The organism is Pseudomonas sp. NPDC012596, assembly GCF_042902325.1.
Classification (GTDB): domain Bacteria; phylum Pseudomonadota; class Gammaproteobacteria; order Pseudomonadales; family Pseudomonadaceae; genus Aquipseudomonas.
On sequence record NZ_JBIBEB010000008.1, the window covers coordinates 15,038 to 35,518 of the forward strand.

The window sequence follows — 20,481 nt, forward strand, 5'->3', positions numbered from 1 at the left end:
AATTGGAAATGAGCCGGCATTATAGCCCTGGGGCTGCTTTGCAGCCCATCACCGGCAAGCCAGCGCCTACAAATCCCAATGCTTGCGCCGTACCTGTAGGAGCTGGCTTGCCGGCGATGGGCCGCAAAGCGGCCCCAACCCATCAATGGGCAAATATCGACCCGCCCTCCTTGCCCACCATCTTCTCGGGTTTGATCAGGAACCGCGCCAGCGCCGGCAGCAACCACAGCGCCCCGAACATGTTCCACAACAGCATGAAGGTCAGCATCAGGCCCATGTCGGCCTGGAACTTGATTGCCGAGAAGATCCAGGTGCACACACCGATCGCCAGGCACAGGCCGGTGAACAGCACTGCTTTACCGGTCGAGCGCAGGGTCTGGTAATAGGCCTCCTGCAACGGCAGGCCGGCGCGCAGGAAGCTTTCCAGGCGGCTGTAGATGTAGATGCCGTAATCCACGCCGATGCCCACGCCCAGGGCCACCACCGGCAAGGTGGCGACCTTGACGCCGATGCCCATGAACGCCATCAGCGCATTGCCCAGCACCGATGTCAGCACCAGCGGCAGGACGATACACAGGGTGGCGGCAAACGAGCGGAAGGTGATCATGCACATCACCGCCACGCACAAGTACACCAGCACCAGGATGGTCAGTTCGGCCGACTTGATCACCTCGTTGGTGGCCGCCTCGATCCCGGCGTTACCCGCCGCCAGCAAAAACTGCAGGCCCTCCTTGTTGTGGCTGTCGGCAAACGCCTTGGCGGCGCTGGTGACGCGCTCCAGGGTTTCGGCCTTGTGGTCGTTGAGGAACACCAGCACCGGCGCCAGCGAGCAGTCCGCGTTGTACAGCCCATCGGCACGGGCGATGGAGTTGTTGAGGATGTCCGGGTTGCGCGAGAGGGTTTCCCATTTCAGGCTCCCCTCGTTCATGCCCTTGATCACCTGCTTGGACACGGTCACCAGGGAGATCGCCGACTGCACGCCCGGGGTGTTCTGCATGGTCCACATCAGCTCGTCGATCGGCGCCATGGTCGAGTGGATCGAGCAGCTCTCTGCCGGCGTCTTGACCATGATCACCAGCACGTCCGAGCTGGTGGAATAGTTGCTGATGATGAAGTTGTTGTCCTGGTTGTAGCGTGAGTCCGGGCGCAGCTCCGGCGCGCCCTGGTCAAGGTCGCCGATCTTCAGGTTCTGGCTGTACCACAGGCCACCGGCGAAGGCGATCAGCGCCAAGGCAATGGAAACCGGCGCCACCTTGGCGCTGGCGAAGTTGGACAGCAGGCGCCAGAACGGGTGCTCGCGGGTTGCGTCCTTCTTGCTGCGCTCGATGGCCTTCTTGCTGATCCCAACGTAGGAAATCGCCACTGGTAGCAGAATCAGGTTGGTGAAGACGATCACCGCCACGCCGATCGAGGCCCCGATGGCCAGTTCGCGAATCACACCGATGTCGATGATCAGCAGGGTGATGAACCCCACCGCATCGGCCAGGATGGCGATCATCCCCGGCAGGAACAGCTGACGGAAGGTGCGCCGGGCAGCGGTCAGGGCGTTGTCGGCGTCGCTCGACTGCAGGGCGATACCGTTGATCTTCTGTACCCCATGGGAAATACCGATGGCGAAGATCAGGAACGGCACCAGCATCGAGTACGGGTCCAGCCCGAAGCCTACCGCGTGCATCAGGCCCAGCTGCCAGACCACCGCCACCAGGGTGGTGATGAGCACGGCGATGGTGCTGCGGATGCACCAGGTGAACCAGTACAAGAGGATCCAGGTGATGACCAGCGCCACGCCGAAGAACATCGCCACCATTACCAGGCCGTCGATCAGGTCACCGACCTTCTTGGCGAAGCCGACGATGTGCACCTTCACATTGGGGTTCTGTGCCTGGAACTTGTCGCGGATCTTTTCTTCCAGCAGGTGCGAGAACTGCTGGTAGTCGAGTTTGACCTGTTTGCCGGGGTCGTTCGGGTCGGGGTAGCTTTCCAGCAGTGGAACATCGACGATGCTGGACTTGAAGTTATTGCCCACCAGGCGCCCGACCTGGCCGGACTTGAGCACGTTGTCGCGCAGGGTGTCGAGGCTGTCCTGCGAGCCGTTGTAGGTGTTGGGGATCACCTCGCCGCCAGAGAAGCCCTCCTCGGTGACCTCGCTCCAGCGCACGCTGGGGCTCCACAGTGACTTGAGGCCAGCGCGATCGACGCCGGGAATGTAGAACACCTCGTCATGGACCTGCCGCAAGGTCTCCATGTAGTCCTTGTCGAAGATGTCGCCGTTGACCGCCTCGACCGAAATGCGCACGGTGTTGCCGAGGTTGGCCAGGTCGTTGCGGTGCTCCATCATCTGCTCGATGAACGGATGCTCCAGCGGGATCATCTTCTCGAAACTGGTCGAGGGGCGGATCTGCGTGGCCTGCCAGAACAGGAAGATGCTCACCAGCACGCAGATGGCGATGACCACCGGGCGATTGTTGAAGATCAGGCGTTCCAGCAGCGTGGCCTTGTCCTGGTGATGCGGGTGCATGGTAATGCTCTCTCGGCTGGTCATGGGCGCGCCCCTTCGGCAGTCTGGTCAGCACCCTCGGCGGTGGCCAGGTGCACACCACCCTGCCCCACCAGCAGCAGGCCACCGTTGGCCAGGCCACTGACACCGGCCAGGGCAATGCGGTCGGCACGGTTGTAGACGCTGAAGGTCTGCCCGTCATCGACGCTGCGCAGCACACTGCCGCCATTGCCGACCAATGCCAGGCTGCCATCATCGAGAAGCGTAGCGCTTGCCAGGCCGAATTCGAGGTTACCGCGCGCAGCCTTGAGCTCGATCGGTTGCCAGCTGCCACCGAAGTCGGTGGAACGGAACAGGTTGCCGCGCAGGCCATAGGCCAAGAGCGTGTGTGGCTTGGCGGTGCCGATCACGCCGAACAGCGAGCCCTCGTAGGGGCCTTCGACCTTGGCCCAGCTTTGGCCGTTGTCGCTGGAGCGGAACATGCTGCCCTGCTCGCCGACAATGAACAGGCCCGCCTCCTTGATCACGGCAATGCCGTTGAGGTGCAACTGGTCGGCGTTGTCCAGGCGTTCGGCGCTGTCTTGCCAGTGCTGACCGCCATCGCGGGTTTCCAGCAGAGCGCCATAGGCACCCACGGCAAAACCGTGCTGGGCATCGAGGAAGGTGACGTCGAGCAGCGGGGCTTCGCGGGAAAGGTCTTCAAACTGCTTGCTCCAGGTCGCGCCGCCATCGTTGCTGGCGAGGATCTGTGCATCGTGGCCGACCGCCCAGCCGCGTTTTTCGTCGAGGAAGAACACCGCGGTGAGCAGTTGCCGGGTGGGCACCCGGGCCTGGGTCCAGGTGTTGCCCTGGTCATCGGAGAACAGAATGTGGCCGCGATCGCCTACCACCACCAGGCGTTTGCCGGCATGGGTGGCATCGATCAGCAGGCTTTGGCTGGCCTTGGCCGATTCGGTCGAGTATTCGTCGGCTGCAGCGGCTTGCGCGCTGTCTGCCCACATGCCCAATGCCAGCGCCAGCACCGCGCCAGCCGCCAACGGCCAGGCACCACGCCTGGCCTGCGTCATCACCCGCTCCCTCATGACCATCCCCTGTTGTGTTCTTCTTGGTGGGTCTGTGCGTTGAAAAGCCTGTGTTAGAGGCTTGGTGGGATCGTATCGGGGAAGGCTGAAACATTACAACGAATGGGACGTTATGTTTTGTTAACGCCAAAAAGCTGGGGCCGCTTTGCGGCCCATCGCCGGCAAGCCAGCTCCTACAGGTACAGCGCCGCCCTTGAACTGTGCGCTTTACCTGTGGGAGCTGGCTTGTCGGGATGCCGAACCGCTGCGATGGGCTGCAGCAGCTACGGGGTTTGCCAGGCTTACACCAGGCTCTTGCTCACCACCTCATACACATCACTGGACAGCGCCCCGGAAGCCAGAATCCGCTCCAGCTCACCCTTCATCAGCGCCTGGCGCGCGTCGTCATACTTGCGCCAGCGGGTCAGCGGCGCCAGCTGGCGCGAGGCAATTTGCGGGTTCAGCGCATTCAGCTCGATCACCAGGTCCGCCAGGAAGCGATAGCCGGAACCATCGGCCGCATGGAAGTTGACCAGGTTCTGCCCGGCGAAGGCACCGATCAGCGCCCGCACCTTGTTCGGGTTCTTAAGGGTGAAGGCCGGGTGCTGCATCAGTGCCTTGACCCGCGCCAGCCCGCCCGGCAAGGCGCTGGCCGCCTGCACGCTGAACCACTGGTCCATGACCAGCGGGTTATCCTTGAAGTGCTCGGCGAAGGTTTCCAGGGCCTTGGCGCGTTCGGCCTCGAACGGCGAATTGACCAGCACCGCCAGGGCGGTCAGGCGTTCGGTCATGTTGTCGCACTGGTCGAACTGCTCCAGGGTCGCTTCCAGCACCTGCGGCTTGCCGCTCTGCATCAGGTACGACAGGGCAATGTTCTGCAGGCTGCGACGGGCGAAGTGCTCGGCCGCGGCGACGTAGGGGGTGTTGCGCGACACCTCGCGGTGCGCCTGGTAGCGCGCCCACAGGCCCTCGAACAGCTGCGCGGCGATCTGCTGGCGGGCGAACTCGCGGGCGGCGTGGATGGCGTCGACATCGGCCACCTGGCTGATCTCGGTGAGGTAAGCCTCGCCCGGCAGCGACAGCATCTCGGCAACCATGGCGGCGTCCAGTGACTCGTTGGCCAGAACGGTGCCCAGGGCGGTGATCAGGCGCTGATCGAGTTGCAGCGCTTCGCCACGCTGGTGCTGGCCGATCAGTTCCTGCAGCACTTGTACCGACAGCTGCTGGCCGGCTTCCCAGCGGTTGAAGCCGTCGCTGTCGTGCTGCATGAGGAACATCAGCTGGTCGCGGTCGTACGGGAAGCTGAGCTTCACCGGCGCGCTGAAGCCGCGCAGCAGCGAGGGCAGCGGCTTGGCCTGGATACCTTCGAAGGTGAACGTCTGCTCTGCCTCGGTCACCGACAGTACACGGCTGCGGCCGCCAGCAGCGGCCTCACCGGCCAGGCGCAGCGGCAGGTCGTTGCCGTCGGCATCCAGCAGGCCCAGCTCGACCGGGATCACGAACGGCAGCTTCTCGGCTTTGTCCGGGGTCTGCGGGCAGTGCTGGCGGAAGGTCAGGCTGTAGGTCTGGGCGCCGGCGTCGTAGGTTTCGCTGACGTCCAGGCGCGGCGTGCCGGCCTGGCTGTACCAGCGCTTGAACTGGGTCAGGTCTACACCGTTGGCGTCTTCCATGGCCTTGATGAAGTCGTCGGTGGTCACCGCCTGGCCATCGTGGCGCTCGAAGTACAGGTCGCTGCCCTTGCGGAAGCCCTCGGCGCCCAGCAGGGTGCGGACCATGCGCACCACCTCGGCACCCTTTTCGTACACGGTCAGGGTGTAGAAGTTGGAGATCTCGATGAAGCTGTCCGGGCGCACCGGGTGGGCCATGGGGCCAGCGTCCTCGGCGAACTGATGGGTACGCAGGTAGGCGACGTCCTCGATGCGCTTGACCGTGCGCGAGTTCATGTCGGCGCTGAACTCGGCGTCGCGGAACACCGTGAAGCCTTCCTTGAGCGACAGCTGGAACCAGTCGCGGCAGGTCACGCGGTTGCCCGACCAGTTGTGGAAGTACTCGTGGGCGACCACGCCTTCGACACGCTGGTGGGCGGCGTCGGTCGCGGTTTCGGCGCGGGCCAGCACGCAGCTGGAGTTGAAGATGTTGAGGCCCTTGTTTTCCATGGCGCCCATGTTGAAGTCGTTGACCGCGACGATCATGAAGATGTCGAGGTCGTACTCACGGCCGTAGACTTCTTCGTCCCAGCGCATGGACTTTTTCAGGCTGACCATGGCGTGGTCGCACTTGTCGAGGTTCTCGGGCTCGACATAGATGCGCAGCATCACATCGCGGCCGGACTGGCGCGTGAAGTTGTCTTCCACGCACCACAAGTCACCTGCTACCAGCGCGAACAGGTAGGCCGGCTTCTTGAACGGGTCTTCCCAGGTTGCCCAGTGGCGGCCATCTTCGGCCGGCCCGCTGCCGGTCGGGTTGCCGTTGGACAGCAGCACCGGGTAGCGATGCTGCTCGGCGATCACCGTGGTGGTGAAGGTGCTCATCACGTCCGGGCGGTCGAGGTAATAGGTGATCTTGCGAAAGCCCTCGGCTTCGCACTGGGTGCAGAACATCTTGCCAGACTTGTACAGGCCTTCCAGCGCGGTGTTGCTCTCGGGGTGGATCCTGACGCTGGTGTCGAGGGTGAAGCGCTCGGCCTTGGGGTGCAGGGTCAGGCTGTCGGCTTCGAGCTGATAGTCGCTCGCCTGCAGGTCTTCGTCGTCCAGCGAGGCGCGCAGCAGTTCAAGCTGCTGGCCGTCGAGCACCAGTGGCGGCAGGCCGGCACCGCGTGCCGGGTTGCGACGCATGACCAGTTGCGCATGAACCAGCGTGTGGTCCTCGAACAGCTCGAAGGTCAGGTGCGTTTCGTCGATCAGGTACTCGGGCGCCTGGTAGTCCTTGAGGTAGATCACTTGCGGTTGTTCGGTACGCATGTGCAGGTCCTTTTTACTGGAGCACGGCCAACTGGTAGGCCGTGTACTTGCGAATATTGATCACGCCGGTGTCGAAGATCAGGTACTGGCCCTTGATGCCCAGCAGCGTGCCTTCAACCACCGGGTTCTTGTCGAGGTTGAAGCTGACGATCTTGGTCGGGTAGGCCTCGACCGGGTACTTCATCTGCACCACTTCAGCGTCGGGCAGCGGCTGGATCGCCTGCAGGCCGAAACGCGCCTGCAGTTCACGCAAGCCGTCGGCGCAGGCGTCGAAAATCTGTTCGCGAATGGCAACCAGGTCGAGCACCTCGGCGTCACCCTTGAGCAGCGCACGCCAGTTGGTGCGGTCTGGCACCTGACTGCGCAGCAGGTCTTCGACCAGGCCGGACTGTTGCCGGGTGGCCACGCGCATGATCGGCAGCGCCTGGCTGGCGCCCTGGTCGAGCCAGCGGGTGGGCAGCTGGGTGGCGCGGGTAATGCCGACCTTGATGCCCGACGAGTTGGCCAGGTACACCACATGGTCAGTCATGCAGAACTGCTCGCCCCACGACGGCTCACGGCAGGTGCCGGCCTCGTAGTGGCAGCGTTCGGGGGCCATGATGCACACGTCGCACTGGGCCAGCTTGGTCATGCATGGGTAGCAGTAGCCCTGGCTGAAGCTGGTCTTGGTGCGCTTGCCGCAATGGCTGCAGTGGATGGCACCGAGGTACTCAAGGCGCAGGCGCTGGCCGATCAACGGGTTGACCGGCACCTGCGTGTCATCCAGGCGAAAGCTGTACTGCACCAGCGGTGCTTCCAGGCTTACCGCCATCTTGCTCAAAGAGCCACGAGCGAGTTCGATCAATGTACCGAGTCCGACTTGAACAGAATGTTGGCGATCGGCGCAGACTTCGACGCGCATTCCTGCGGGCCCATGTAACCGGTGCGCTGGTCTTCGGGCAGGTTCTGCATCTCCCAGGCGATCACCGCCTGCAACGACAGCTCCTTCTGCTCGGGGGTGAGCTTGCGGCCGTCGGACCATTTGCCGATTTCCACGGCCGTTTTCAGGCTTTGGTAGATTTCCGGGGTGATGTTTTCGATCATTTGCGCGAACGTGGACATAGCGTCTCCTAAATCAAGCGGACAGTTTACGCCGGGCCACCATTCCACCCAAGAGGCCCGTCAGGCATCCGATGAGCAGCCCGCCGACATGGGCGGCATTGGCGATCTGGCCGAAACCGAGCTGGCCGACCACGCCGGTCAGGCAGATGACCAGCCAGATGAGCATCATCACCAGCACACCCTTGGGCAGGTTGAAGTGCGGGTTGGGCGCCAGCCACTGGTACAGCCACACATGGCCGAGCAGGCCGTACAGCACACCGGACAAGCCGCCGAACAGGCTCGGGCCGCTGGTGTAGTGCTGGGCGAGGTTGGACACCAGGCTGAACAGCAGGGTCAGGCCGGCCAGCAGCCACGGGCCCTGGCGCAGTTCGATGCGCTTGCCCAGCTCCCAGTACCACATGCCGTTCATGGCCAGGTGCAGCACGCCGAAGTGCAGCAGCATGGGCGACACCAGGCGCCACCACTGGCCTTCGGCAAGGCCCTGGGCTAGCGGGGTGAAGTGCAGGTATTCGCCCTGCACGCGGTAGTCGAGGAAGGTGAACCAGCTGATGGTGGTGAGGTTGTCGCCCAGGCGGGTGAGGCCGGCGACGATCAAACAGAGGAACAGAATGGCGGCGGTAACCTTGCAGGCGCGGGCCTGCTCGCCCAGCGTCGGCCCTTTCGCGGGCAAGCCCTCTGTCACAGGGTCGCTGACCGCTTCGATGTCGGCGTTGCCGTCGGGGTAGCGCTGGTAGAGTTGAAGGACATCCGCGGCCATGGTTTCCGGGGCCCACAGCACCTGGACTTCGCCCTCCTCGCTGACCCGGTGCGGCACGTGCAGGCGCTGCAGCAGGTGCACGAAGCCACTGAGATCGACCGCAAGCGGCAAGCGCATCACTTCGACGATATTCATTGATTGCCCTGCGGTCGGTCGACGTCGACCCACACGAATTTGTGCGGGTCTAACCGGGTTTCATCATCCAGCCGATAGGCCACCATCTTGCCGTACAGCACCGCGCTGTAGTCCAGGCAGGCCAGGTTGCCGCGGATTGGCGCCGGGCGGCCGCTGCGCCAGTAATGGCCAACGAACAGCAGTGGCTCATCCTCGGCGTAGCGTAGCAACGCGTTCTTTTCGGTGTGGCTGAGCGGCGTGCGGGCCACCTCGTCAGGCAGCGCGTCGGGCTGGAAGACGATGTCGCCGTAGGTTTTCGGGTCTTCTTCCCAAAACTTGGTGCGGAAGAAGGCGCGGGTCAGGCCATCGCCACCGGTCAGCGTCAGGCCGTCCGGCAAGCGCATGTCGGTGCCGCGCAACAGGCGGTTGCAGACCGTGGAGGCAAAACTGCCGGGCACAGCCGATGCCTGGATGAAATGTTCATCGATGCGCCCGTCGGGGTACTGCTGGCGCAGCGGGTCGATCAGCCGCGGGTCCCAGCAAGCGTGCACCAGGCGGAACCGCCCGGCGTCGACAAACAGTGGCATGTCGTAGAACCACTGCAGGAAATCGTGCCAGTCGCCAGGGTGGTGGGCGAACTGGGTCAGGGTTTCGTCGATCAGGCGGGCATGGCGCGGCGTGTGCTCGCGCACGTAGGCCTTGCCACTGCCAGGCAGCGCCGGGGTTACCCAACCGAGCGCATTGTACTCGTGGTTGCCCATGATGCAGAACGCCTGGCCGGCCTCGACCATGTCGTGGACGATGTGCAGCGCCTCACGGATGCGCGGGCCGCGGTCGACGATGTCGCCGAGGAACAGGGCCTGGCGCCGTGGGTGGCGCCAGACGCCGCCGATACGCGTGTAACCGAGGGCGTCGAGCAGGCGTTCCAGGGTCAGTGCACAGCCGTGCACGTCACCGATGATGTCGAAACTTCGCGCCGGATCGAGCATCAGTCGTCCCTGCCTCCCAGGCGGCTGCCCCAGCCGAGTTTGGTGCGGCAGACCTCGTAGTAATTGTGGTCCAGTGGGTGGATCAGGCGCAGCTTTTGCGGTTTTTTGCTCACGGTGATGGTGTCGCCGGGCGCGCAGGTGAAGTGGTTCTGGCCGTCACAGGACACTTGCGGGTAGATCTGCAGGTCCTTGGACACCACGATTTTCAGCTCGCTGTTGCCGTCCACCACGATCGGCCGGCCCGACAAGGTATGCGGGTACATCGGCACGATGACGATGGCGTCGAGCTTGGGGTGCATGATCGGGCCACCGGCCGACAGCGCGTAGGCGGTCGAACCGGTCGGGGTGGCGACGATCAGGCCGTCGGCCTTCTGGCTGCAGACGAACTGGCCATCGATGTAGATCTCGAACTCGATCATCCGCGTCGATTTGCCCGGGTGCAGCACCACATCGTTGAGCGCATCACCCTGGCCGATGGCCTCGTGGTGGCGACGCACCTCAGCCTGCAGCAGGAAGCGGTTTTCCACCAGGTAGTGGCCGTCGAGCACCTCGGCGACCTTCTCTTCCAGCTCGTCGGGGCGGATATCGGTGAGGAAACCCAGGTTGCCGCGGTTGATCCCCAGCACCGGAATGTTGTGCCGGGCCAGGGCGCGGGCGGCGCCGAGCAGGCTGCCGTCACCGCCGACGACGATGACCAGGTCGCAGACTTCGCCCAGCAGCTTGCGGGTGGAGGTCTGCAGGCCGTGGCCAGGCAGGACTTCGGCGATGGTGTCCTCGAGGATCACGTGCAGGTGGCGCTCGAGGAGGAATTTTTTCAGTCTGCGAATGGTGTCGAGCACCTGCGAGCTGCCAAGGCGGCCGATGATACCGATATTGCGAAATTGCTCCATGGGGCTCCTGCGAGGCTCTGCGGCGGGTGACTATGCGCCGATTATGGCGAAACGACCGGGCAGCGGCAAACCGGCTATGCTCGCAGCATGATGCCTTTTGCCGAACTCCACGACCTGCCCCGCCAGTTGCGCCGCCCTGCCGTGCGCGACCTGGCCTGGACCCTGCTGTCGCCACCGCTGCTCAGCACACCGCCCTGCCCCCAGCGCCATCCGCTGGCGGGGAGCGCCTGGGCGGCGGACCCACAACGGTTGAAGGCCTGGTTACTGCACCTTGATAACGACGACCAACCCCTGCGTGAGCGGCTGGCAACCCTCACCAGCCGACGCCTGGGGCTGTACTACGAAGGTCTGTGGCAGTTCGCCCTGGGCCAGGCGCCCGGTGTCGAGCTGCTGTCGGCCAACCTGGCAATCCGCACGGGCGGGCGAACGCTGGGCGAGTTGGACATCCTGCTGCGCGATGCCGACGGCACCCATCACCTGGAGCTTGCCATCAAGCTGTACTTGGGGCCAGTCAAAGGTCAAGGCCATGATCCCGGCCAATGGCTCGGGCCGGGTTGCCATGACCGGCTGGGCACCAAGCTTGCGCACTTGGCCGGGCATCAGTTGCCCATGTCGAGTGATGCGCAGAGCCGCGAGGCGCTGGCCGGGCTTGGCATTCATGAGCTTCAGGCGCACGTGTGGCTGGGGGGTTACCTGTTCTACCCGTCGCCGGGGCATGCCGACCCGCCCGAAGGGGCAAATCCGCTGCACCTGCGCGGGCGCTGGGTACGGCGGCGGGATTGGCCGGTGGCCGCCGGCGAACGCTGGCAGCCGCTGCCCCGCCACGCCTGGCTGGCACCGGCACGGGTTGAAGCGGATGTGTGCTGGGCGCCACAGCAGTTCGCCACCTGGTTGCAATCGCTAGAGCCACAAGCACCGGCGCAGATGCTGGTCAGGCTGGAAGCCGAAGATGACGGCGCCTGGCACGAAGCGGAGCGAGTGTTTCTGGTCGCCGATCAGTGGCCGATACCGACCTAGCGCAATGCGTCCGCTCGATCAGCCGTTAGAGTTAGCAGTGAGCGCCGCCAAGAGCGCTACCATCGACCTGATGACGAGGACCCACCATGGTTTCAACCACCCCCGCGCCCCGTTACGCGCGCCTTTCCATCGCCCTGCACTGGCTGATGCTGGTGCTGCTGGCGGCCGTGTACGCCTGCATCGAATTTCGTGGCCTGTTCCCCAAGGACAGCGCCGAACGTAACCTGATGAAAGACCTGCACTTCATGCTTGGCCTGACGGTATTCGTGCTGGTCTGGCTGCGCCTGGCCGTGCGCCTGAGCCGCCCCACCCCGCCCATCCTGCCCAAGCCACCGGCCTGGCAGACCGGCCTCGCGCACCTGATGCACCTGGCGCTGTACCTGCTGATGATCGGCTTGCCGCTGGCCGGCTGGCTGATCCTCAGTGCCGCCGACAAGCCGGTGCCCTTCTATGGCCTGGAACTGCCGCACCTGATCGGCGCGGACCCGGACCTTGCGAAGTTCATCAAGGGCTGGCATGAGCGGGTGGCCACCTGGGGTTACTGGCTGATCGGCCTGCATGCGCTGGCAGGGCTCTACCACCACTACGTGCAACGTGACAACACGCTGCTGCGCATGCTGCCCTACAAATAACCACGGCGGCCCTGCAGGCCGCCGGTGTGAAGGAAGATCAGCCGGGTGCCAGCAGCAAACAGCCCGGCCTGGGCCTGCTCACGCAGTGCCAGCAGGGCCTTGCCGGTGTAAAGCGCCTCCAGGGGAATGCCTGTGTGGCGCTCGGTTTCATCGATGAATGCCAGCAACTCATCATCTAACCTGGCAAAACCGCCGCGGCTAGCATCATGGAGCTGGTAACCGCGCGTACCGGCCAGCTCCGCCACCACTTCCGGCACACCATGACCCAATGGCACGGCCAGGGCGCCATGCACCACATGCCGCCCCGCTTCGGCCAGCACCAGGCCAGCCAAGGTCGTACCGGTACCGGCGGGCAGCCACCAGGCGTGATAATCCGGCCAACCCAGCGCGGCCAGTTGCAACCTGGCTTGCTCGACGATCAGCGCGCAGCCCAGTGCCCCCTGCAGCCCACCCCCGCCTTCGGGGATGCAGTGCCAGCCGGGGTACCGCGCCTGCCAAGGCGACCAGAAACCGGGCTGGTGACGGGCACGGTAGCCGCCATGGCCGAGCCAGTGCAGCTCCATGCCCAGCGCCTGCAGGTCACGCACGGTGGGTGTGTCCTGGGCATGGCCGCGCAACAGTCCTGCGGTTGCGAAACCGAAGCGCTTGCCGGCAGCGGCCAGGGCATGCAGGTGGTTGGAGTGGTTGCCACCCAGGCTGATCAGCCCCGGCGCGCGTGCTTCACGGGCTTGCAGCAGGTGGTGGCGCAGCTTGAACCACTTGTTGCCACTGATGAGTGGGTCAACCAGGTCCAGGCGCAGGATGGCAGCTTCAATGTTGGCGCTTTCCAGCCATGGCAGGCGCATAGGCTGAAGTGGGGCATGGGGAAGGTCGAGGAAACAGCTGGACATGGATCGGCGCCTGATGCGAGGGCATCAGTCTATCAGTGAAAACCCGGGGCCGCAGAGCGGCCCGGGTCTTCTATGTCAAAGCTCGGCAGCCAACCGCGAGCCCTGATTGATCGCCCGCTTGGCATCCAGCTCCGCCGCCACATCGGCACCGCCGATCAGGTGCACCGACTGCCCCGCCGCCACCAGGCCGTCGTGCAGCTCACGCAGCGGCTCCTGCCCGGCGCAGATCACCACATTGTCCACCGCCAGCACTTGCGGCTCGCCATCGCCTACACGGATGTGCAAGCCAGCATCATCGATCGCCAGATACTCGACGCTGTTGAGCATCTGCACCTGCTTGTTCTTCAACCCGGTGCGGTGGATCCAGCCGGTGGTCTTGCCCAAGCCGTCGCCGACCTTGGACGCCTTGCGCTGCAGCAGGTACACCTGCCGGGCCGGCGCATGCGGTGCGGCCTTGATGCCCGCCACACCGCCACGCGCTTCAAGATCAATATCGATGCCCCACTCCTTCCAGAACGCCTCGCGGTCCTGGCTGCTGGCCACGCCTTGATGCACCAGGTATTCGCAGACATCGAAGCCGATCCCGCCCGCGCCGATCACTGCAACCGCTTCACCTACCGCTTTGCGCTGCAGCAGCACGTCCAGGTAGCTGAGCACCTTGGCGTGCTCCACACCCGGAATCGCCGGGGTGCGCGGCGCGATGCCGGTGGCCAGGATGACCTCGTCGAAAGCACCTGCCAACAACGCCTGCACGTCCACGCGGGTGTTCAGGCGCAGGTCGACGCCGGTACTCTTCACCTTGTTGCCGAAGTAACGCAGGGTCTCGAAGAATTCCTCCTTGCCCGGCACCCGTTTGGCCACGTTGAACTGCCCGCCGATCTCGCTCGCACTGTCGAACAGGGTTACCGCGTGGCCACGCTCGGCAGCCACTGTGGCCGCCGCCAAGCCGGCCGGGCCGGCACCGACTACGGCAATGCGCTTCACCGTGCGCACTGGCAGGTAATTGAGTTCGGTCTCGTGACAGGCGCGCGGGTTGACCAGGCAGCTAGTGAGCTTCCCGCCGAAGGTGTGGTCCAGGCAGGCCTGGTTGCAGCCGATGCAGGTATTGATCTGGTCGCTGCGCCCTTCAGCCGCCTTATTGACGAAGTCCGGGTCGGCCAGGAACGGCCGGGCCATCGAGACCATGTCGGCATCGCCCTCGGCCAGTACCGCTTCGGCCACTTCCGGGGTGTTGATGCGGTTGGTGGTGATCAGCGGAATGCTCACCGCACCCCGCAGCTTGGCGGTGACTTTGCTGAACGCCGCGCGGGGCACCTTGGTGGCGATGGTCGGGATGCGCGCCTCGTGCCAGCCGATGCCGGTGTTGATGAGCGTGGCACCCGCCCGCTCGATGGCCTTGGCCAGCTGTTCGATTTCGTCCCAGCTGCTGCCGCCCTCGACCAGGTCGAGCATCGACAGGCGGAAGATGATGATGAAATTCGGGCCTACGGCGTCGCGCACCCGGCTGACGATGTCCACGGCCAGGCGCATACGATTTTCGTAGCTACCACCCCAGCGGTCGGTACGGTGGTTGGTGTGGGCGGCGAGGAACTGGTTGATGAAGTAGCCTTCCGAACCCATGATCTCGACGCCGTCATAGCCGGCGCGCTGAGCCAGCACGGCGCAATTGACGAAATCGGCGATCTGCTTCTCGATGCCCGCTTCGTCCAGTTCCTTGGGTTTGAACGGGTTGATCGGCGCCTGGATGGCGCTGGGCGCCACTTGGCGCGGGCTGTAGGCGTAGCGCCCGGCATGCAGAATCTGCAGGCAGATCTTGCCGCCGGCAGCATGCACGGCCTCGGTGACGATGCGGTGCTTGTCGGCCTCCTCCTCGGTGCTCAGCTTGGCCGCACCGGAATACACGCCGCCTTCGTCGTTAGGCGCGATACCCCCTGTGACCATCAGGCCGACGCCTCCACGGGCCCGCTCGGCAAAGTACGCCGCCATGCGCTCGAAACCGCCGGGGCGCTCCTCGAGGCCGGTGTGCATCGAACCCATCAAGGTGCGATTGCGCAGGGTGGTGAAGCCCAGGTCGAGCGGGGCCAGCAAGTGTCGATAGCGGTCGGCAGCCATGGAACGGTTCCCCATGTGGCGTGATCACGGAATGCGGGTGCCTCAACGGGCCCCGTCGTTTGTCTGTCTGCGACATTAAACAGCCGTTTGAATCGGCTCAATGATCGAAACTGACAAGTTACTGATCCTAGTGCACGCGGCGCCCTACCATTTTTGCCAGTTGATGAATTGGCCGGCGTCTTCATAATCAAGACGAATAAATGTCTCCCTCAGTCTACGAGCACCAGACATGAATAGATCGCCAAAGCACTCTCTCTTTTTCTACAAAGATGACAAGCTCGTTACCAGGCTGCAGGGTGACGAGCCTTGCAGCCTGTTGCGCATGGGTGACATTACGCTGGCAGAGCGCACCGTCAAAGGTACGGCCTCTACCCTGCTTACATCCGATATTAAGGGCTCCACCTTCGGCACCGAGCAGGCCAATGCAAACCATAGCCATGCCTACACGCCTTATGGTTTCTGCGCAGAACTCTATTCACTGCTCGGCTTCAATGGTGAGTACTTTGACAGGGTGCTGGGTGGCTATCTGCCCCACAGCTATCGTATTTACGATTCCCGATTGATGCGGTTTCACTCACCTGATGACCTAAGTCCTTTTCTGAAAGGTGGCCTGAATCCTTACACGTTCTGCTCAGGCGACCCCATTAATTATACTGACCCGACCGGCCACACCCAAATACCCAATATTCATTCCGCTGTCTACGTAAAAACCGTAAAGACCAAGTTTTCCGTACCACCCCCTGGACAAGAAGAACCTGTAATCACCAGAAAAATACAAAACGTTGTGGTATTCAACGTTAATACAGATAAATCTGGAAATAGGCTCGTACCGGTCGTGGAACATAAATATCCCGAATTTAAACATAACCTAGACTTCATCACTTTATCGAAGAAAATAAAAGAAACACCCCACGGCCAAAAAACCCTGACTGACGAGCATGCACAGGCCGTGGTAAAAAATCTTGAAAGCAATGGTCGCTTAAGCGGAGGCTATCGCACTCCTTCTCCCGACGCATTAATTCAGGCCGCGCAGCATACCAACGCTTACATTATAGCCAGCAGTGAAAGATTAGTAACACGAGCGCTAGACCCGAATGATGGATCCGCTAGCATAAGAGGCATACTATACAGGCGCCCATAGAAATTCACGTCGCCACCATATAAACATATATTTCAACCCCTGCTTTCAAATCAAGCCAGGAGATCAGACGCCGCCCTTTTTTCACTACCGCATGTATGCTAAGTTCAGGCCTCAGCTTTAGATAAAAACCAAAGCCTCATGCGAAAACTCCTGGCAAGCGCCCTGGCGCTGGCAATGATTGCCGCCCTGTGCGGCTACGGCTTCTGGACCCAACAGCGCCCAGAAGGCCATTACCTGTCCGACCTGCGTGTGGAACTGGCGCTCAACCATGGCGTGCCCGGCGAACGGGGCAACCTGCTGGGCGTCGAGCCACTGCTCTACCCCAATGACTACCAGAACCTGCAGCACCTGCATCGCAAGCTCTCGGCATACCTGCAACAAGCCCGTGCCCAGGGCCTGGTCGGCCCGCGCACCGTGGTGGTGTTGCCCGAACACATCGGCACCTGGCTATGGGCGCGTGGCGAGAAGAACGAGCTGTATCAGGTCACCCACAGCCGGGAGGCCGAGCAATGGCTGGAGCTGAGCAACCCGCTGCGCTATGGCCTGGCCATGTTACGGGCCAGCGGCGATGACCGCCGGGCCGACGCGCACCTGCGCATGAAGGCCCAGCAGATGGCCAGCGATTACCAGCAGCTGTTCGGCGGCCTGGCCAAAGAGTTCGGCGTGACCCTGGTGGCCGGCTCGATCGTGCTGCCTGCCCCGTACGTGGAAAAAGGTGTGCTGCACGCAGGCAGCGGCCCGCTGTTCAACAGCAGTATGGTATTTGCCAGCGATGGCTCACTGCTCGGCCAACCACAGCGCCAGCAGTATCCCGACAGCGAGGTGCGGCGTTACATCCACCATGGCAGGCATTTCCCGCTTCAGGTCTTGCAGACCCCAGCCGGCCGCCTTGGCGTGCTGATCGGCAGCGACAGTTGGTACCCGGAAAACCAACGCCAACTGGAACAACAACAGGTACAACTGATCGCCAACCCGGTGTTTCTCAGCGGCAAAGGCAGCTGGGAAGCTCCCTGGCGCGGCAACCGACATCAGGACGCCGCCGCCGAGCTTGCCCTGCAACGCGGCGAAGTCAGCGAACAGACCGCCTGGCAACGCCTGACCCAAGCTGCTGGCAACGGCGTCAGCAGCATGAGCGTATTCATGCGTGGGCAGTTCTGGGAGCAGGCCAGCGACGGCCAGGGTTTTGCCCATCAGGCAGGCGAACTGCTTGCGGGGCCGCCCAGCCCCGGCGCCCGCTTGCTGAACGTGTGGCTATAAGCGCATGCCACGCCCACGTGTGCGCCTGGGCGACCTGTCGGTAGGCTTCGTCCAGCCCTTGGCCGAGGCCTTGCTCGGCCTGGGCCACGACCCACAGCCACTGCTGCACCGCTACGGGCTTGACGCCACGCGCCTGGCCGAAGCTGGCGCGCGCTTGTCGATCCCCCGCTATATGCACCTTGGGCATGCCGCCATCGCACAGTGTGGCGAGCCCGCGCTTGGCCTGCACATGGGGCGCCTCAGCCGGCTGGCCCAGGCCGGCCTGGCAGGCGTTACGGCGGCCCAGGCCCCAACGCTTGGCGAAGCCGCACGTACATTGCTGCGGTTCGAGCCGCTGTATGCCGCCAACTACCGTGGCCATTCACGCTTTGAGGAAGATGCCCACGGGGCGTGGCTGCGCTTCTATTCGATCAGCCCTTACAACGCGTACAACCGTTTCGTCGTCGACTCACTGCTGGCCGGCTGGCTCGCCCAGCTTGCAGCCCTGTCCACCGCACCTTTACAGGCTGAACGCCTGGAAATCGAATTCGAAGCCCCGGACTACGCCGCCCAATACCAGCCCTTGTGCAGCGGCACAGTACAGTTTGGCGCAAACAGCAACCGACTGCGCCTGAGCCGCGCCACGCTGGACCAGGCCAACCCGCAGCACTGCCCAAGCACGTGGCAGCACCTGCTGCAGCTGTGTGAAGCGGAAATGTTGCAACGTACACGGGTACGTAGCCTGGGTGAGCGCATCACCCACTTGCTTGGCCCGCTGCTCAATGGTGGCCGGGACCCCGACCTCGAAGAAGTGGCGCTACGCCTGCAACTGCCCACCTGGACCCTGCGGCGCAAACTGGCAGAAGAAGGTACGCGGTTTCGAGACTTGCTCAATGACACACGGCGCGACCTGGCCGAGGCCTACATCCGCGACACGGAATTGGCCTTTGGCGAGATAGCCTACTTGTTGGGGTTCGCTTCGGCCGAGGCCTTCCAGCGCGCATTCAAACGCTGGACGGGCCTCACACCGGGGGAGTTCCGCCGCAGCCAGCGGCAGGTGGGTTAAAGCTCGGTGGCGTCGTCGGCCGGTTCTGGCGGGTCCAGCTCGTAGGCCTGAAACTCGAGCAGCTCTTCCTGATAGTCATCCATCGCCCTGCGTCCTCTTCACTCATTTATCTTCGTTGGTCATGCCTTCAACCTAAGCAGGCTGGATGAAGAAATGATGACAAGCTCATGAGTGATAAACGTAGCAGGTGCCTTGGAAGTTATCCCCGCTTATCTGTAACAGTGTCTGTACACGCTGACGCCCCTCAAAGCGGCGCAGGTGCTGCCTCGGTTGGCTGCGCATCCTGCTGCACCTCGATCGGTGCCGATTCCGAAGGCGGCGCCACAGGCTGTGAACCCTGGCTGTCATCCACCACCGGCGCAGCTGCGGCTTCACTGGCCGGTACTATCGCCGCAGGGGCAGGGGCAGGTGCAGCGGGGGCCGTTTGCGCTACAGGTGCGCTCACAGGCGCCGCCGATACCTGCTCCGGCAACCCAAGATCAGGCGCCGGCTTTTCCGACTTGGGTGCAGGGGCCTCGACCTTGGCCTTGCTGACCTTCTTCGGCTTGGGCAAGTAACTTTCAACCAAGGCAAAATAGCGTTCATAGAACTGCGGCGCGGTGACCGTTTCGCTGGCAACTTTGACCATCGAATCGTCGCTGGAGCCGATCGGCATCGACACCGACCCCAATATGCCGACACCAAGGCTGGCGGACGTGTTGGACTTCTTGAGTGCGTAGCGGTCCTGCAGCGCGTTGGCGAACATGGTCGAGCGCTGCTCGTCGCCGCTGTCGGGTGCGCAGGTGACGCTGAAGCTGATCTGCAGGTGGTTATCGCTGTTCTGCTGGAAGCTTTTGTTACCCGCGACCTGGCTGGAGCCGCTGCTGGTAATGATGTAACCCTGGCTCAGCAGCGCGCGCCGGGCGGCCTCACACGAACCTGCCTCGCTGACCGGGAAGCTGCGCGAATAAGTGCCCGAATCGTCGAAATTCTCATGTTCATAGATGGCGGCTTTTTTCGAGGAGCAACCGGACACGCCCGCCAGCACCAGGGCCAGCCCGAGCGCACCAAAGACGGATGATCTGGTCATTGCGGATTCCGGGTAAGTCGAGAGGCGTCTATTGTGCATCACAGCGCCCTTGCACTGGAACCGTTCATCAGTGAAGAGTCTGTCAGCATCGTGTAAATCCTGGATGCGCAGGCGCAGAAACGAAAAAAGCGACCCGAAGGTCGCTTTCTCGTTTTGCTTCGAGGCGTTCATGGGGCCTCGAGGCGAAGATGGCGCAGCGGACGGGACTCGAACCCGCGACCCCCGGCGTGACAGGCCGGTATTCTAACCGACTGAACTACCGCTGCGTATCGCTCGGGCTTGCGCCCGGTTGAAACTGGGACCTTCCCTTCCGGCATGGAAGCCTCAGGGCAGGCACAAAAAAAGCGACACGATGATCGCTGTTTTTGTTGCTTCGAGGCGTTCAAGGGGCCTCGAAACGAAGATGGCGCAGCGGACGGGACTCGAACCCGCGACCCCCGGCGTGACAGGCCGGTATTCTAACCGACTGAACTACCGCTGCGTATCGTTCAGGCTTGCGCCCGATTGAAACTGGGATCGCCTCAGGCATGTTTGCCTTCGGCTGCAGATTGGTGCAAAGCACCCCTCTGTTACTGAAAATGGCGCAGCGGACGGGACTCGAACCCGCGACCCCCGGCGTGACAGGCCGGTATTCTAACCGACTGAACTACCGCTGCGCAGTGTGGCTTATCAGGCCTTGTTCCTCTCTGGCTGTCAGCTTCTTACGAAGCTTGCTGCACCAGGAACGCTCAGGAAGTGGTGGGTGATGACGGGATCGAACCGCCGACCCTCTGCTTGTAAGGCAGATGCTCTCCCGGCTGAGCTAATCACCCCCGCGATGTTGCTTGTTGCGTTTGCTTCGCTGAGGCCGCGAAATTTACGCAGGTACCGATGCTAAGTCAATACCCCCATTGAATTTTTTTCAAAAAAAGCAAAAACAGAAAAGGGACCTTTCGGTCCCTTTCCCTTA

16 protein-coding genes and 4 tRNA genes are annotated in these 20,481 nt (G+C 63.1%); 5 read left to right on the forward strand and 15 right to left on the reverse strand.

All coding sequences use genetic code 11. The features are described 5' to 3' along the window. Nucleotides 1-142: 142 nt before the first annotated feature. The 8 genes from ACFY68_RS11870 to ACFY68_RS11905 form a co-directional block, all read right to left on the reverse strand. Nucleotides 143-2,518 carry an RND family transporter gene (locus tag ACFY68_RS11870; RefSeq protein ID WP_346613867.1) on the reverse strand — a complete coding sequence of 792 codons (2,376 nt, stop codon included), beginning with the start codon at nucleotides 2,516-2,518 and terminating at the stop codon, nucleotides 143-145. A 20-nt stretch (nucleotides 2,519-2,538) separates the two neighbouring features. Next, complete coding sequence (locus tag ACFY68_RS11875) at nucleotides 2,539-3,579, reverse strand: YCF48-related protein (RefSeq protein ID WP_387527193.1); 1,041 nt, start codon at nucleotides 3,577-3,579, stop codon at nucleotides 2,539-2,541. 281 nt (nucleotides 3,580-3,860) lie between these two features. Continuing rightward, nucleotides 3,861-6,518 (reverse strand): aminopeptidase N, encoded by a 2,658-nt coding sequence (gene pepN / locus ACFY68_RS11880; protein ID WP_387527196.1) that lies wholly within the window; start codon nucleotides 6,516-6,518, stop codon nucleotides 3,861-3,863. Nucleotides 6,519-6,531: 13 nt separating this feature from the next. Beyond that, complete coding sequence (locus ACFY68_RS11885; RefSeq protein ID WP_387527199.1) at nucleotides 6,532-7,362, reverse strand: DUF2797 domain-containing protein; 831 nt, start codon at nucleotides 7,360-7,362, stop codon at nucleotides 6,532-6,534. Beyond that, on the reverse strand, nucleotides 7,359-7,619 hold the full coding sequence (locus ACFY68_RS11890) for a YeaC family protein (protein WP_016393000.1): 261 nt from the start codon (nucleotides 7,617-7,619) through the stop codon (nucleotides 7,359-7,361). The genes ACFY68_RS11885 and ACFY68_RS11890 overlap by 4 nt, the downstream gene beginning before the upstream one ends. Nucleotides 7,620-7,632: 13 nt before the next feature. Next, on the reverse strand, nucleotides 7,633-8,511 hold the full coding sequence (locus ACFY68_RS11895) for a rhomboid family intramembrane serine protease (RefSeq protein WP_387527202.1): 879 nt from the start codon (nucleotides 8,509-8,511) through the stop codon (nucleotides 7,633-7,635). Continuing rightward, on the reverse strand, nucleotides 8,508-9,479 hold the full coding sequence (locus ACFY68_RS11900) for a metallophosphoesterase (RefSeq protein ID WP_387527205.1): 972 nt from the start codon (nucleotides 9,477-9,479) through the stop codon (nucleotides 8,508-8,510). The genes ACFY68_RS11895 and ACFY68_RS11900 overlap by 4 nt, the downstream gene beginning before the upstream one ends. Next, the gene (locus ACFY68_RS11905; protein WP_023632574.1) at nucleotides 9,479-10,369 is read right to left on the reverse strand and encodes an NAD(+) kinase; all 891 of its coding nucleotides are present in this window, start codon (nucleotides 10,367-10,369) and stop codon (nucleotides 9,479-9,481) included. The genes ACFY68_RS11900 and ACFY68_RS11905 overlap by 1 nt, the downstream gene beginning before the upstream one ends. Nucleotides 10,370-10,456: 87 nt before the next feature. On the opposite strand from ACFY68_RS11905, the gene ACFY68_RS11910 reads away from it, so the two are divergent. Beyond that, the gene (locus tag ACFY68_RS11910) at nucleotides 10,457-11,386 is read left to right on the forward strand and encodes a DUF1853 family protein (protein ID WP_387527210.1); all 930 of its coding nucleotides are present in this window, start codon (nucleotides 10,457-10,459) and stop codon (nucleotides 11,384-11,386) included. 86 nt (nucleotides 11,387-11,472) lie between these two features. After that, a complete protein-coding gene (cybB, locus tag ACFY68_RS11915) occupies nucleotides 11,473-12,018 on the forward strand; it encodes a cytochrome b561 (RefSeq protein ID WP_387527213.1) in 546 nt (181 codons plus the stop codon). Here cybB and ACFY68_RS11920 read toward each other — a convergent pair. Continuing rightward, complete coding sequence (locus ACFY68_RS11920) at nucleotides 12,009-12,908, reverse strand: 1-aminocyclopropane-1-carboxylate deaminase/D-cysteine desulfhydrase (protein WP_387527216.1); 900 nt, start codon at nucleotides 12,906-12,908, stop codon at nucleotides 12,009-12,011. The genes cybB and ACFY68_RS11920 overlap by 10 nt on opposite strands. A 75-nt stretch (nucleotides 12,909-12,983) precedes the next feature. Further along, on the reverse strand, nucleotides 12,984-15,020 hold the full coding sequence (locus ACFY68_RS11925) for an FAD-dependent oxidoreductase (RefSeq protein ID WP_387527219.1): 2,037 nt from the start codon (nucleotides 15,018-15,020) through the stop codon (nucleotides 12,984-12,986). A gap of 229 nt (nucleotides 15,021-15,249) precedes the next feature. Between ACFY68_RS11925 and ACFY68_RS11930 the strand changes: the two genes are divergently transcribed. The 3 genes from ACFY68_RS11930 to ACFY68_RS11940 all read left to right on the forward strand — a co-directional run bounded on the left by ACFY68_RS11930 (nucleotide 15,250) and on the right by ACFY68_RS11940 (nucleotide 18,463). Continuing rightward, on the forward strand, nucleotides 15,250-16,161 hold the full coding sequence (locus ACFY68_RS11930; protein ID WP_387527221.1) for an RHS repeat-associated core domain-containing protein: 912 nt from the start codon (nucleotides 15,250-15,252) through the stop codon (nucleotides 16,159-16,161). A 138-nt stretch (nucleotides 16,162-16,299) separates the two neighbouring features. Next, the gene (locus ACFY68_RS11935) at nucleotides 16,300-17,418 is read left to right on the forward strand and encodes a nitrilase-related carbon-nitrogen hydrolase (RefSeq protein ID WP_387527224.1); all 1,119 of its coding nucleotides are present in this window, start codon (nucleotides 16,300-16,302) and stop codon (nucleotides 17,416-17,418) included. A 4-nt stretch (nucleotides 17,419-17,422) separates the two neighbouring features. Then, nucleotides 17,423-18,463 carry an AraC family transcriptional regulator gene (locus ACFY68_RS11940; RefSeq protein WP_387527227.1) on the forward strand — a complete coding sequence of 347 codons (1,041 nt, stop codon included), beginning with the start codon at nucleotides 17,423-17,425 and terminating at the stop codon, nucleotides 18,461-18,463. A gap of 244 nt (nucleotides 18,464-18,707) precedes the next feature. Here ACFY68_RS11940 and ACFY68_RS11945 read toward each other — a convergent pair whose 3' ends face one another. The 5 genes from ACFY68_RS11945 to ACFY68_RS11965 all read right to left on the reverse strand — a co-directional run bounded on the left by ACFY68_RS11945 (nucleotide 18,708) and on the right by ACFY68_RS11965 (nucleotide 20,344). Further along, a complete protein-coding gene (locus ACFY68_RS11945; protein ID WP_387527230.1) occupies nucleotides 18,708-19,532 on the reverse strand; it encodes a DUF2242 domain-containing protein in 825 nt (274 codons plus the stop codon). A 189-nt stretch (nucleotides 19,533-19,721) separates the two neighbouring features. Then, a tRNA-Asp gene (locus ACFY68_RS11950) sits at nucleotides 19,722-19,798 on the reverse strand. Between the two features lie 138 nt (nucleotides 19,799-19,936). Further along, nucleotides 19,937-20,013 (reverse strand) — tRNA-Asp (locus ACFY68_RS11955). Nucleotides 20,014-20,111: 98 nt separating this feature from the next. After that, nucleotides 20,112-20,188: transfer RNA gene (locus tag ACFY68_RS11960), tRNA-Asp, on the reverse strand. A gap of 80 nt (nucleotides 20,189-20,268) precedes the next feature. After that, nucleotides 20,269-20,344: transfer RNA gene (locus tag ACFY68_RS11965), tRNA-Val, on the reverse strand. Nucleotides 20,345-20,481: the final 137 nt, after the last annotated feature.